At 71.9% G+C, this 11,873-nt stretch carries 14 protein-coding genes; 9 read left to right on the forward strand and 5 right to left on the reverse strand.

Annotated features, from left to right (window positions below; all coding sequences use genetic code 11):
• Positions 1 to 26: 26 nt before the first annotated feature.
• Complete coding sequence (locus IE226_RS27965) at positions 27 to 1,049, forward strand: EamA family transporter (RefSeq protein ID WP_373307047.1); 1,023 nt, start codon at positions 27 to 29, stop codon at positions 1,047 to 1,049.
• A 155-nt stretch (positions 1,050 to 1,204) separates the two neighbouring features.
• Entirely contained in the window at positions 1,205 to 2,182 is a 978-nt protein-coding gene (locus tag IE226_RS27970; RefSeq protein WP_229871582.1) for a DMT family transporter, read from the forward strand.
• A gap of 79 nt (positions 2,183 to 2,261) precedes the next feature.
• Here IE226_RS27970 and IE226_RS27975 read toward each other — a convergent pair whose 3' ends face one another.
• A complete protein-coding gene (locus tag IE226_RS27975) occupies positions 2,262 to 2,906 on the reverse strand; it encodes an FMN-binding negative transcriptional regulator (RefSeq protein WP_190084178.1) in 645 nt (214 codons plus the stop codon).
• Entirely contained in the window at positions 2,906 to 3,616 is a 711-nt protein-coding gene (locus IE226_RS27980) for a pyridoxamine 5'-phosphate oxidase family protein (protein ID WP_190084179.1), read from the reverse strand. The genes IE226_RS27975 and IE226_RS27980 overlap by 1 nt, the downstream gene beginning before the upstream one ends.
• 35 nt (positions 3,617 to 3,651) lie before the next feature.
• On the opposite strand from IE226_RS27980, the gene IE226_RS27985 reads away from it, so the two are divergent.
• Positions 3,652 to 4,983: an aminotransferase class I/II-fold pyridoxal phosphate-dependent enzyme gene (locus tag IE226_RS27985; protein WP_190084180.1), complete on the forward strand. Its 1,332-nt coding sequence runs from the start codon at positions 3,652 to 3,654 to the stop codon at positions 4,981 to 4,983.
• 21 nt (positions 4,984 to 5,004) lie between these two features.
• Here the strand turns inward: IE226_RS27985 and IE226_RS27990 are convergent, their stop codons facing one another.
• Positions 5,005 to 6,021: a DMT family transporter gene (locus IE226_RS27990; protein WP_190084181.1), complete on the reverse strand. Its 1,017-nt coding sequence runs from the start codon at positions 6,019 to 6,021 to the stop codon at positions 5,005 to 5,007.
• 75 nt (positions 6,022 to 6,096) lie between these two features.
• Here IE226_RS27990 and IE226_RS27995 point away from each other — a divergent pair, with 75 nt between their 5' ends.
• Positions 6,097 to 6,999: a LysR family transcriptional regulator gene (locus IE226_RS27995; RefSeq protein WP_190084182.1), complete on the forward strand. Its 903-nt coding sequence runs from the start codon at positions 6,097 to 6,099 to the stop codon at positions 6,997 to 6,999.
• Positions 7,000 to 7,002: 3 nt separating this feature from the next.
• Here IE226_RS27995 and IE226_RS28000 read toward each other — a convergent pair whose 3' ends face one another.
• Complete coding sequence (locus IE226_RS28000; protein WP_190084183.1) at positions 7,003 to 7,482, reverse strand: pyridoxamine 5'-phosphate oxidase family protein; 480 nt, start codon at positions 7,480 to 7,482, stop codon at positions 7,003 to 7,005.
• Between the two features lie 250 nt (positions 7,483 to 7,732).
• Between IE226_RS28000 and IE226_RS28005 the strand changes: the two genes are divergently transcribed.
• Positions 7,733 to 8,374, forward strand: coding sequence for a cysteine hydrolase family protein (locus IE226_RS28005; protein WP_190084184.1), 642 nt, complete (start codon positions 7,733 to 7,735; stop codon positions 8,372 to 8,374).
• Here IE226_RS28005 and IE226_RS28010 read toward each other — a convergent pair.
• Positions 8,361 to 8,852, reverse strand: coding sequence for a Rieske (2Fe-2S) protein (locus IE226_RS28010; protein WP_190084185.1), 492 nt, complete (start codon positions 8,850 to 8,852; stop codon positions 8,361 to 8,363). The two genes, IE226_RS28005 and IE226_RS28010, sit on opposite strands and share 14 nt — an antisense overlap.
• 90 nt (positions 8,853 to 8,942) lie before the next feature.
• Between IE226_RS28010 and IE226_RS28015 the strand changes: the two genes are divergently transcribed.
• The 4 genes from IE226_RS28015 to IE226_RS28030 all read left to right on the forward strand — a co-directional run bounded on the left by IE226_RS28015 (position 8,943) and on the right by IE226_RS28030 (position 11,860).
• On the forward strand, positions 8,943 to 9,734 hold the full coding sequence (locus IE226_RS28015) for a HipA family kinase (protein ID WP_190084186.1): 792 nt from the start codon (positions 8,943 to 8,945) through the stop codon (positions 9,732 to 9,734).
• 68 nt (positions 9,735 to 9,802) lie between these two features.
• Positions 9,803 to 10,183 carry a DUF3037 domain-containing protein gene (locus IE226_RS28020; RefSeq protein ID WP_190084366.1) on the forward strand — a complete coding sequence of 127 codons (381 nt, stop codon included), beginning with the start codon at positions 9,803 to 9,805 and terminating at the stop codon, positions 10,181 to 10,183.
• Positions 10,184 to 10,318: 135 nt separating this feature from the next.
• On the forward strand, positions 10,319 to 11,080 hold the full coding sequence (gene fabG / locus IE226_RS28025; RefSeq protein ID WP_190084187.1) for a 3-oxoacyl-ACP reductase FabG: 762 nt from the start codon (positions 10,319 to 10,321) through the stop codon (positions 11,078 to 11,080).
• A 24-nt stretch (positions 11,081 to 11,104) separates the two neighbouring features.
• Positions 11,105 to 11,860 (forward strand): SDR family oxidoreductase, encoded by a 756-nt coding sequence (locus IE226_RS28030; RefSeq protein WP_190084188.1) that lies wholly within the window; start codon positions 11,105 to 11,107, stop codon positions 11,858 to 11,860.
• The last annotated feature ends 13 nt before the right edge of the window (positions 11,861 to 11,873 follow it).

Consider the following 11,873-nt stretch of genomic DNA (forward strand, 5'->3'; position numbering starts at 1 on the left):
ACGCTCATGACACGTCCTGCCATGATGTGCCCGTGCAAGCGTCATCGGGGAAACAGACAGGCTCGCGGCCGAGCCGGGGAAGAGGCGCAGGACTCGCGCTCGCCCTGGTGTCGGCTCTCGCTTTCGGCGGCTCGGGCGTCGCGGCCAAGCCGCTGATCGAGGCGGGTCTCGACCCGCTGCACGTGGTGTGGCTGCGGGTGGCGGGCGCCGCCCTGGTGATGCTGCCGGTCGCCTGGCGCCACCGCGGGCTGCTGCTGCGCAGGCCCGCGCTTCTGCTCGGCTTCGGCCTGCTCGCCGTGGCCGGTGTCCAGGCCTGCTACTTCGCGGCGATCTCCCGTATCCCCGTCGGCGTCGCGCTCCTGGTCGAATATCTCGCGCCCGCGCTCGTCCTGGGCTGGGTCCGCTTCGTGCAGCGGCGGCCCGTGACGCGGGCCGCCGCGGTGGGCGTGGTGCTCGCGGTCGGCGGACTCGCGTGCGTGGTGGAGGTGTGGGCCGGGCTGAGCTTCGACGCCGTGGGGCTCCTTCTCGCGCTGGGCGCCGCCTGCTGTCAGGTCGGCTACTTCGTCCTGTCCGACCAGGGCAGCGACGCGGGGGACGATGCTCCTGATCCGCTCGGCGTCATCGCGTACGGACTGCTGATCGGTGCCGTGGTCCTCACCGTCGTGGCGCGGCCCTGGGGCATGGACTGGTCGGTGCTCGCGGGCAGCGCGGACATGGACGGCTCGGCCGTTCCCGCGTGGGTGCTCATCTGCTGGATCGTGCTTCTGGCGACCGTCGTGGCGTATGTCACCGGAGTGCTCTCGGTGCGCAGGCTCTCGCCGCAGGTCGCGGGGGTCGTGGCCTGTCTGGAGGCGGTCATCGCGACCGTGCTCGCCTGGGTCATGCTGGGCGAACATCTGTCGGCGCCGCAGATAATCGGGGGCGCGGTCGTCCTCGCGGGGGCGTTCATCGCGCAGTCGTCCACGCCCGCCAAGCCGCGGGGAGGGCCTGCCGCGGGCGGACTCGCGGAGCCGGAAGAGCGGTTGTCGTCGACCGGCACCGCCGTCTAGGGTGATGATCATGCATTCACGCGCGCTCGTTCTTCCGCCTCCCGCCGCTTAAGCGCGGGCACCTCCTGGATCACACCCGGCCGTGGCCGGGTGGAACGACGCTGCCCGCAGACGGAGTCAGGGACCTTCCTCTTCATCTTCTGCGGAGAACTCACGTGTCGAATGTGTCGACTGCTGAATCCGACGCTGCCTCCGGCCTGTCCGTCGGGCGCGGCCTCTTCTATCTGATCGTCGCCGGTACGGCGTGGGGCACCGCCGGTGCCGCCGCGGCGCTGGTCTTCAGGGCCAGTGACATGGGGCCGGTCAGCCTTTCCTTCTGGCGCTGCGCGGGCGGCTTCGTACTGCTGTACGCCGTCCGTCTGATCCGGGCGCGCCGACGCTCCGCGTACGCCGCGGGGAGCGTGCCGCTGCGGCAGAGGCTGCCGCGGATCGTGGCGACCGGGGTGGCCCTCGCGGTGTTCCAGACCGCCTACTTCGCGGCCGTCGAGTCGACCGGGCTCGCGGTCGGCACGGTGGTCACGATGGGCGCCGGGCCCGTGCTCATCGCCATCGGGGCGCGCTTGACCATGGGCGAGCGGCTCGGGGGCGGCGGGATCGTCGCCGTGGCCGGGGCGCTCGCCGGGCTCGTGGTGCTCGTCCTGGGCGACGGCGGTGCGAGCGTACGACCGGCCGGGGTCGGATGGGGGCTGCTTTCGGCGGCCGCGTACGCCACGATGACGCTGCTCACGCGGTGGTGGGGGCGGGACGGGAGCGCCGATTCCGCCGACACGACGGTCTGGTCGTTCGCCGTGGTGTCCGTCTGCCTGCTGCCGCTCGCCGCGGTCGAGGGGCTTGTACCGCACATCGCCGATCCGGCGCGGACGGGGATCTTTGTCCTGTACATCGTGGTGATTCCGACGGCGGTCGCCTATGCCCTGTACTTCGCGGGCGCCGCGGTCATCCGGTCCGCGACGGTTTCTGTGATCACGCTCCTCGAACCGCTGAGCGCGGCCGTCATCGCGGTGCTGCTGCTCGGCGAGGCGCTGACGGTGCCGACCGTGCTCGGTACGTTGCTGATGCTGGCCGCGGTGACGGGCCTCGCGGCCGCCGAGACGGTGCTCGCGGGGCGGGGCGGGGCACGAGTACCGTCCTGAGACCGCGCGTCCGGCACCCGCGCCGGCGCGGGTGCCGGACGCGCGGTTCCGGGTGCCGGACGCGCGGCCCCCGTGGCCTTTACGGGGTTTGGCGGCGGCGTAGTTGGTGGGTGTGTGCCTCCGCGTCCCGTGGGTCGGCGCGTCGTGCCAGGCCCGCCGCGATCCGGTCCTGGACCTCCTGTGGCTTGTGACTGGCGTACTTGAACTTCGCCCGTACGTCCGTCACTTCGAGGCACAGGGCGCGGATGCCGGAGAGCATGCGGCCGAACGGGGGCTCGCCCGGGTCGGCGGGGGCCGAGCCGCCGTCCGGCTGGAAGTGGGCGACCTGGCGGTTGAGGAGCTTGGCCTTCTGGGCCGGGTCGTCCACGACGCGGGCGGTGCAGCGCAGTTGGACGGCGGCGTAGAAGCTGGTCGGCACGCCGTGCTCGGGCGGCGTGTCCGGCGGTGCCTGCCAGGGGCCCGGCACGTACACGTAGTCGTCCACCACGCTGAGCAGCACCTCGGGGTCGGCTTCGAGCGCGGGCCACAGGGGGTTGGGGCGCGCCAGGTGGGTGATCACCCGGCCGTGCGGTCCGTGGTCCGGTTCGTAGGCGAAGTGCGCGGGCTGTACGTGCGGGGGCTCGCCGGGCAGGCCGTTGACCGCGAGCTGGCCGAAGTCGTGTCCGGCGAGCCACTGCTGCCACTCGGCGTCGGAGTGCGGGGCGTCCCAGGGGTGGATCAGCATCACAGTTCGATCAGGTAGTCGGGGGCCTCGATGCCCGGGGCCAGGTCGGTCGACGGGATGAGCGGGTCGTGGCCCTTGCGCAGGGGGACGACGCCGGCCCAGTGGGGGAGGCCGAGGTCCTCGGGCTCGTCGTTGGGGCCGCCGGTGCGCACCTTGGCGGACACCGCGGCGAGGTCGAGGCTGAGCACGGCGGTGGCGGCGAGCTCCTTCGCGTTCGCGGGGCGGGAGTCGGCGGAGCGGCCCGGCACGACGTGGTCGACGAGCGCGTCGAGGGCCGTGCGCTTCTCCTCGGGGTCCGTGACCTGGTGGGCAGTGCCGTGAATCACGACGGAGCGGTAGTTGATCGAGTGGTGGAAGGCCGACCTGGCCAGGACGAGGCCGTCGACGTGGGTGACGGTCAGGCAGACCGCGAGCCCCGGGTCCTCCTCCCGCTGCCGGGCGTCGCCCGCCATCCGCAGCGGCCGGGAACCCGTCGAACCGTGTACGTAGAGGCGCTCGCCCACCCGGCCGTACAGCGTCGGCAGGACGACGGGCGCGCCGTCGCGCACGAAGCCGAGGTGGCAGACGTAGGCCTCGTCGAGTATCGCGTGCACCAACCGGCGGTCGTACGCGGCCCGGTCCCGCCCGCGGGTGGGGACGGTGAGGTCGGTCGGCGCGTACGCGGCGGTGTCGGCGGCGGTCTCGGTGCCGGACTCGGATGCGACGCTCATTGCCTTCTCCATTGCACTAGTGCATAATCTTGTTTGTGCTAGGAGAGTATCGGATCGAAGGCCGGCGCGCAGCTGAGATCGCTGCCAGCGTGGAGCGTGCGGTGGGGGAAGGCGACCTGGAACCGGGTCAACTGCTGCCTCCCATGCGGGAGTTGGCAGGGCAGCTCGGGGTGAATCCCAATACGGTGGCGTCCGCGTATCGCATCCTGCGCGAACGCGGAGTCATCGAGACGGCGGGCCGGCGCGGCAGCCGCGTACGCCCCAGGCCCGCGACGACGGTGCGCGAGCTGATCCGTGTGGACGTACCGGCGGGTGTGCGGGACGTGTCGAACGGCAACCCGGACACGGCGCTGCTCCCCGCGCTCGCCGGGGCGTTCGCGGCAGCGGCCGCGGAGGGCGACCGGCGCCCCGTGCTGTACGGGGAGGAGGCCGTCGACCCCGAAATGACCCGCCACGCGCGCGTGGCCCTCGACGAGGACGGCGTGCCGGACGGCCCGGTCGCCGTCACCTCCGGGTCGCTCGACGCCATCGAGCGTGTGCTCGCCGCGCACCTCAAGCCCGGCGACGCGGTGGCGGTGGAGGACCCCGGCTGGGGCAGCCTGCTCGGCCTGATGCCGGTGCTCGGACTGCGTACGGTGCCGGTGGGGGTCGACGACGACGGGCCGTTGCCCGACGACGTCGAGAGGGCGCTGAGCGGGGGTGTCCGGGCGCTCATCGTCACCGACCGCGCGCAGAACCCCACCGGTGCCGCGATCAGCGCGCCACGCGCGCGTGCCCTGCGCAAGGTGCTCTCGGCCCACAAGGACGTGCTGCTCGTCGAGGACGACCACGGTCACGCCATCGTCGACCTGCCGCTGCATCCGCTGGCGGGAGTGACCCGCAGCTGGGCCTTCGTCCGCTCGACGGCCAAGGCGTACGGCCCCGACCTGCGGCTCGCCCTGCTCACCGGGGACGCCGTGACCGTCGACCGCGTCCAGGGGCGCCAGCGGCTCGGGCCCGGCTGGGTGAGCCATCTGTCGCAGCGCGCCGTGGTGCGGCTGTGGACGGACGGCGCGGTCGACCCGGCCGAGGTGGCGGCGTCGTACGGCAGGCGGCGTGACGCCCTGATCGCCGCGCTCGCCGAGCGGGGCATCACGGCGCACGGGCGCAGCGGCATGAACGTATGGGTTCCGGTGCCGGACGAGACCGGCGCGGTCGCCAGGCTGCTGCACGCGGGGTGGGCGGTCGCTCCGGGGGCACGCTTCCGGATGAGCGCGCGGCCCGGGGTGCGGATCACGGTGTCGACGCTGGGAGCCGATGACATCGAAGCGGTGGCGGACGCCGTCGCCTCCGCCACCGGGCCCGCCCCGGTGCGGCGCTACGAGTGATCGGGCCCCCCGCGCTCGGCGCTACGAGCGGTCGGTCCCGTTACGAGCGTGACCGCGAGCCCCGGACTGATCACGTTTCCTGGACCCACCGCGTGGCCGGGACTGGGTGAGGGCCGCGCCCGCCAGGACGATCACCGCGCCGACCGGCGTCGACCAGCTCAGGGACTCGCCCAGTACGGCGACGCCCGCGGCCGTGGCGATGACCGGGACGAAGTACGTGACCATCTGGGCCGTCGTCGGGCCGACCTCGGCGACGAGGCCGTACTGGAGGAGGAAGGCGAGGCCGGTGCCGATGGCACCCAGTGCCACGATCGCGAGGAACGGCACGACGGGGAAGTGCGTGGGCAGGGACGTGAACAGCGGGGTCACCACGGCCAGTTCCGCCGTCGCGAGCAGCAGTTGGGCGCCGGTCAGGGAGAGGTTGGAGTGGCCGGAGCCCGCCAGGGTGCGCCGCACGTAGATCCAGCCGATCGGGTAGCTCAGCGAGGCGAGGAGCGCCAGCGCCGTGCCGCCGAAGTCAAGGCCGTTGAAGCCCTGCCAGGCGCCGAGCACCGTGAGGACGCCGATGAACCCGATGCCGAGTCCCGCGACCCTGCGCCGCGTCGGGCGGTCCTCGGAGAGCGCGACCAGGGAGAGCGCCATGCCCCACAGGGGCGAGGTCGCGTTGCAGATACCGGCGAGCGTGGACGGAATCGTCAGCTCCGCGTACGCGAACAGAGAGAACGGCAGGGCGTTGAGCAGCAGCGCCGCGACCGCGAGGTGCGCCCACGTGCGTGCCTCGCGTGGCAGCCGTTCGCGCTTGGTCACGAGGACGGCCGCGACGACCAGGGTGCCGAAGGCCAGCCGGCCCAGGGTGACCTGGAACGGTGCGTAGCCGTCGGTGCCCACCTTGATCAGCAGGAAGCTGAAGCCCCAGATCAGCGAGAGGAGGCCGAAGCGCAGACGCCAGCCGAGGGCGCGGCGTCCCGTCGGTCCGGCGGGGGCGGGCGCGGCGGGAGGGGCGGCGAGAGAGCCCTGAGGGGCGGGGGTGACGCTCATGTACGTCACCTTGGGGCAGGCAAACCTCGTAGAACAAGCGAATTAAACTGCCCAGTATCGCGTAGCATCGCTTACATGTTGAACCTGGAGCGCCTGCGCACGCTCGACGCCCTGGCCCGGCACGGCTCGGTCAGCGGAGCGGCCGCGGGGTTGCACGTCACGACGTCGGCCGTCTCCCAGCAGATGACCAAACTGGAGCGCGAGGTGGGCCAGCAACTCCTCGCCAAGAACGGCAGGGGAGTGCGCCTCACCGACGCCGGACGGCTGCTCGCCGAGCACGCCGGGCGCATCCTCTCCCAGGTGGAGCTCGCGCAGTCGGACCTGGAGGAGCAGCGCGGCAAGGCCGTCGGCGAGCTGCGCATCTCCGCCTTTCCCACCGCGATGCGCGGCCTGCTGCCCGCCACGCTCGGCGCCCTGCGGGCCGGTCACCCCGGCCTCCGCGTGCGCTCGCGGGAACTGGAGCCGCAGCCGGCGGTGGCCGCCGTGGTGCGCGGTGACATCGACATGGCGGTTGTCCTCGACTGGTACAACAAGCCGCTGCCGATGCCCGAAGGCCTGGTCAAGGCGCCTCTCCTGGACGACCCCGCCGATGTCGCCATGCCCGCGGCGCACCCCCTCGCCGACCGCGCCGAAGTGGACCTGGAGGAGTTCGCGGACGACGAGTGGATCACCTGGGCGGAGGGGGAGTTCTGCCACGAGTGGCTGATGTTCACGCTGCGCGCCAAGGGCATCGAGCCGCGCATCGCGCACCGCGCGGAGGAGCACCACACCCAGCTCGCCCTGGTGGCCGCGGGTCTCGGCGTGTGCGTGGCGCCCCAGTTGGGCCGCGATCCGATGCCCGCCGGGGTCCGGACGGTTCCGGTGCGGCACCGGGTGAACCGCCATGTGTACGTGGTCTGGCGCGCGGACGCGGACCGCCGGCCCTCGATCAGGGCGGCGGTCGAAGCGCTTCAGGGGGCGGCGGCGGGGGCGCGCTAGCGCTCAGGGGCGCGCCTGGAGGTCCGCCAGCTTCCGGAAGTCCCAGGACGCGATCGCGTCGGGCGTGAGCCGGATCCACGCGTGTTTCCCGTCGTCCGGCATCGTGTCCATCCCGAAGTACTTCCGGGCGAACAGCTGCTCAGGGGGATCGATCCCGGGGCGCGGCTCGCCCGCGCGGGACGGTTCGGGGGAGAGGACCGCCGTCCCGGACAGTTCCACGCCCCGCAGCTCTCCGTACTCGACGCCGGAGTCGATCACCACGGCCATCCGCTGGTCCTTGCGCAGATCGGCCCAGCGCTTGCTGCGGGTGATGGAGAACAGCCACAGGGAGACGCCGTCCCAGGCGAACCAGAGCGCGCTGACGTGCGGGGCGCCGTCGCCGGACACGGTGGCGACCCGGCAGGTGCGCTCCGCGGCGAGGAACGCGTCGAGCTCGTCCGGCGACATCATGATCCTGCGGCCCCGGCGCTGTGTGACGGACATCGGTCCTCCCGCGACATGTGGAAAAGGTCGGTGCACGACATCAACTGACACGCCGTCAGGTTCGGTGCGTCAGGGAAAGCATGCGGTCTCTTCCGCCCTGACGCAATGACCGCTAACCTCCGCGCATCCCGGGCGGCGGGTACCTCGGACGACCCCCGACGGCCCGGATGCCCGGGCAACTCGACCGACCCGACCGACCCGACTGACCCGACCGACCCGACCGACCCGACCGACTCGGACAGGGGGAGCCATGCCGTCGTACGAACAGCTCAGGGAACTCCTCGATCCCGCCACCACCGTACTGATGACCGTCGAGTGCCAGCAGGGTGTGGTGGGCACGGAGAGCGCGCTGCCCGAACTGGCCGACGAGGCGCGCTCGTCGGGCTGTCTCGCCAATGTCGCGCGGCTCGTCTCCGCCGCCCACCAGGCCGGGGTCCAGGTCCTGCACGCCGTCGCCGAGCGGCGGCCGGACGGGCGCGGCGCCAACCGCAACGCCCGCCTCTTCCGTGCCGCGGGGCGGCTGCCCGTGCAGCAGCTCTCCGGCACCAAGGCGGTACGGATCGCGCCGCCCGTCGAGGTGACCGACGAGGACTTCGTCGTACGGCGGCTGCACGGGCTCTCGCCCCTCGCCGGCACGGACGTCGACCCGCTCCTGCGCAACCTGGGCTGCCGCACCCTCATGGTGACCGGTGTGTCGGCGAACGTGGCGATACCGAACGCCGTCTTCGACGCCGTGAACCTCGGCTACACCGTCGTCGTGCCGTCGGACGCCATCGCGGGAGTCCCCTCCGACTATGCACCCGCGATGATCCGCAACACGCTCTCCCTGGTGGCCACCATCGCCACCACCGAGGACATCCTCGGCAGCTGGAAGCGTCCTAGGCCAGTCTGATCGAGTCCCCGTCCACCGTGATCTCGGCGGGCGGCAGCGGTTTCGCGGCCGGGGACGCCTGCACGCTCCCGTCGGCGACGGCGAACTTGCTGCCGTGGCACGGGCAGTTGATGGTGCCGCCCTCGACGCTCGTCACCGGGCACTGCTTGTGGGTGCAGCGGTTCGAGAAGGCCTTGAACTCGCCCTCCGTAGGCTGCGTCACCACCACCCCCGCATCCTTGAAGATCTTGCCGCCGCCCACCGGGATCTCGGACGTCTTGGCGAGCACGGCCCCGCCGGCGCCGCCCCCGGCCTCCTCGGTGTCGTCCGTGTTGTCGGCGGAGTCGGGTTTCTGCTCCGCGGCCGGGTCGGAGCCGTAACCGTCACCGTCCTCGCTCCCGCCGCAGGCGGCGAGGGCGGCGGCCAGACTGACGACGCCCGCCGCCGTGACGACCGAACGGCGGGACGGTGCGGGCAGATGTTCCTTCGAAATGGTCATGTCTGGTGGTACGAGACCGCGCGCCGCTGCGTTCAAGAGCTCAAGCACTTCTTGCGCCGGCCCCGTTCGGACCGGCATTAACCTGGGGCAATGCTCACCGAAGTCACCGCGGTCCGCTACGTCGTGCCCCTGCGGGAGGGCGGATCGCTCCCCGGCCTCGTCGAGGCCGTCGACGGCCGGGGAACGTACGCGCCCTACGTCATGAAGTTCACCGGGGCCGGACAGGGCCGCAAGACGCTCGTCGCCGAGGTGATCTGCGGGCAGCTCGCGCGCGGCCTCGGTTTCAGGGTGCCCGGTCTGACGACGATCGAGCTCGACCCGGTGCTCGGCCTGGGCGAGCCGGACCAGCAGGTGCAGGAGCTGCTCAAGTCCAGCGGCGGCCCGAACCTCGGGATGGAGTATCTCTCGGGGGCGCTCGGTTTCGACTCGCTCGCGTTCGACGTCGATCCGGCCGAGGCGGGCCGCGTCGTCTGGTTCGATGCGCTGATCAACAACGTGGACCGCTCCTGGCGCAACCCGAACATGCTGGTCGTCGGCGGTGACCTGTGGCTCATCGACCACGGCGCGAGCATGATCTGGCACCACAACTGGCGCACCGCCGAGACCGCCGCCGCCAAGCCGTACGACGCGTCCGACCACGCGCTCGCCCCGTTCGGCCCCGATGTGGCATCGGCCGCCGCCGAGCTCGCCCCCCTCGTCACCGAGGAGCTGCTCGCCGCCGCCGCGGCCGACGTGCCCGACGCGTGGCTGGCGGACGAGCCGGGCTTCGAGAGCCCCGCCGCCGTGCGCCGCGCCTATGTGACGGCACTGCTGCCGCGCGCCAAGACCATCCACGAACGGATCCAGCTGCCCGAGCCGCAGCGGAAGGGCGCCACCCGGTGACCGAGCAGCCTTCGACCCCGCAGACCCCGCAGACCCCGCAAACCCCGCCGACCTCGTCGAATGCGCCGATCAAGCGGGACGTCTTCGAGTACGCCCTGGTGCGCGTCGTGCCGCGGGTGGAGCGCGGCGAGCAGTTCAACGCCGGTGTGGTGGTCTACTGCCGGGCCAAGTCCTTCGTGGCCGCCCGTACCCATCTCGACGAGGCCAAGCTGCGCGCCCTGGACCCGGGGGCCGACATCGATGGCATCAGGGCCGCGCTCGGTGCCGTGGAGCGGATCTGCGCGGGCGGCGAAGGGGCGGGGCAGGCCGAGCGGGACGAGCCGGGGCGGCGCTTTCGGTGGCTGATCGCACCGCGCTCGACCGTCGTGCAGCCGGGGCCGGTGCACACGGGCCTCACGGCGGATCCTGTCGCAGAGGTGGACCGACTCCTCGACCTCCTGGTGAGGTAAAGAATCACAGCCTCCTGTGTGCCGTTGACACCGGGTGCCAGGGCTTCTAGCGTCTCGTTCAGCTGAAGGTACTAAGCGGTCGCTCACCATCGGGGCGTACCGTAGAGCCGCATCCCAAGGGCGAGGAGAACCAGCATGTCCACCACTGAGCAGCGCGTCGCGGTCGTGACCGGAGCAGCGCGAGGCATCGGCGCGGCGACCGCCGTACGTCTGGCCGCCGAAGGCCGCGCCGTCGCGGTGATCGACCTCGACGAGGCCGCCTGCAAGGACACCGTCGCGCAGATCACCGCTGCCGGTGGCAAGGCGATCGCCGTCGGCTGCGACGTGTCCGACGAGGCGCAGGTCGAGGCGGCCGTCGCCCGCATCGCCGACGAGCTCGGCGCGCCCACGATCCTCGTGAACAACGCCGGTGTGCTCCGCGACAACCTCCTCTTCAAGATGAGCGCGAGTGACTGGGACACGGTCATGAACGTGCACCTGCGCGGCGCCTTCCTGATGTCGAAGGCCTGCCAGAAGCACATGGTGGACGCCAAGTTCGGCCGGATCGTGAACCTCTCCTCGTCCTCCGCGCTCGGCAACCGCGGCCAGGTCAACTACGCCGCGGCCAAGGCCGGCCTCCAGGGCTTCACCAAGACCCTGGCCAAGGAGCTCGGCAAGTTCGGCGTCACCGCCAACTCCGTCGCCCCCGGCTTCATCGTCACCGAGATGACCAAGGCCACCGCCGACCGCGTCGGCATGGGCTTCGAGGACTTCCAGGCCGCCGCCGCCACGCAGATCCCGGTGCAGCGCGTCGGCCGCCCCGACGACATCGCCAACGCCATCGCCTTCTTCACGGGCGACGCCGCCGGCTTCGTGTCGGGCCAGGTCATGTACGTGGCCGGCGGACCGCTCAACTAGTTCTCGTTCCGGAGGGATGCGGAGATGACAGTGCAGGACAGCGGAAAGGCCGCGCTCGTCACGGGCGCGAGCCGCGGCATCGGCTACGGCATCGCGGAGGCGCTCGTCGCCCGCGGTGACCGGGTGTGCATCACCGGGCGCAACGAGGACGCGCTCAAGGAAGCCGTCGAGAAGCTCGGCTCCGACCGGGTCATCGGCGTCGCGGGCAAGGCCCACGACGAGGCCCACCAGGCGGTCGCCGTCGAGCGCACCATGGAGGCCTTCGGGCGGGTCGACTTCTTGATCAACAACGCCGGTACGAACCCGGTGTTCGGGCCGATGGCGGACCTCGACCTCAACGTGGCGCGCAAGGTCTTCGAGACCAACGTGATCTCCGCGCTCGGCTTCGCCCAGCTGACCTGGAAGGCCTGGCAGAGCGAGAACGGCGGCGCGATCGTGAACATCGCCTCCGTCGCGGGCGTCTCCCCGTCGCCGTTCATCGGCGCGTACGGCATGAGCAAGGCCGCCATGGTCAACCTCACGCTCCAGCTGGCGCACGAGTTCGCGCCGAAGGTGCGGGTCAACTCGATCGCGCCCGCGGTGGTCAAGACCAAGTTCGCCCAGGCGCTGTACGAGGGCCGCGAGGAAGAGGCGGCTGCCGCGTACCCGCTCGGGCGGCTCGGTGTGCCGGAGGACATCGGCGGCGCCGCCGCGTTCCTCACGTCCGGCCAGTCCGACTGGATCACGGGCCAGACACTCGTGGTCGATGGCGGCATCTTCCTCAATGCGGGCGTCGCCTGACGAGGTTCTCAAT

The sequence above is a fragment of the Streptomyces longisporoflavus genome (assembly GCF_014649775.1).
Classification (GTDB): Bacteria; Actinomycetota; Actinomycetes; order Streptomycetales; family Streptomycetaceae; genus Streptomyces; species Streptomyces longisporoflavus.

Bases quoted from the DNA above. Each gene is read 5' to 3' on its own strand.
- IE226_RS28030 (WP_190084188.1), top strand. From the start codon at position 11,105: ATGACAGTGCAGGACAGCGGAAAGGCCGCGCTCGTCACGGGCGCGAGC.
- fabG (WP_190084187.1), top strand. From the start codon at position 10,319: ATGTCCACCACTGAGCAGCGCGTCGCGGTCGTGACCGGAGCAGCGCGA.
- IE226_RS28005 (WP_190084184.1), top strand. From the start codon at position 7,733: ATGCCGTCGTACGAACAGCTCAGGGAACTCCTCGATCCCGCCACCACC.
- IE226_RS28010 (WP_190084185.1), bottom strand. From the start codon at position 8,852: ATGACCATTTCGAAGGAACATCTGCCCGCACCGTCCCGCCGTTCGGTC.
- IE226_RS28000 (WP_190084183.1), bottom strand. From the start codon at position 7,482: ATGTCCGTCACACAGCGCCGGGGCCGCAGGATCATGATGTCGCCGGAC.
- IE226_RS27995 (WP_190084182.1), top strand. From the start codon at position 6,097: ATGTTGAACCTGGAGCGCCTGCGCACGCTCGACGCCCTGGCCCGGCAC.
- IE226_RS27975 (WP_190084178.1), bottom strand. From the start codon at position 2,906: ATGCTGATCCACCCCTGGGACGCCCCGCACTCCGACGCCGAGTGGCAG.
- IE226_RS27990 (WP_190084181.1), bottom strand. From the start codon at position 6,021: ATGAGCGTCACCCCCGCCCCTCAGGGCTCTCTCGCCGCCCCTCCCGCC.
- IE226_RS28015 (WP_190084186.1), top strand. From the start codon at position 8,943: ATGCTCACCGAAGTCACCGCGGTCCGCTACGTCGTGCCCCTGCGGGAG.
- IE226_RS27980 (WP_190084179.1), bottom strand. From the start codon at position 3,616: ATGAGCGTCGCATCCGAGTCCGGCACCGAGACCGCCGCCGACACCGCC.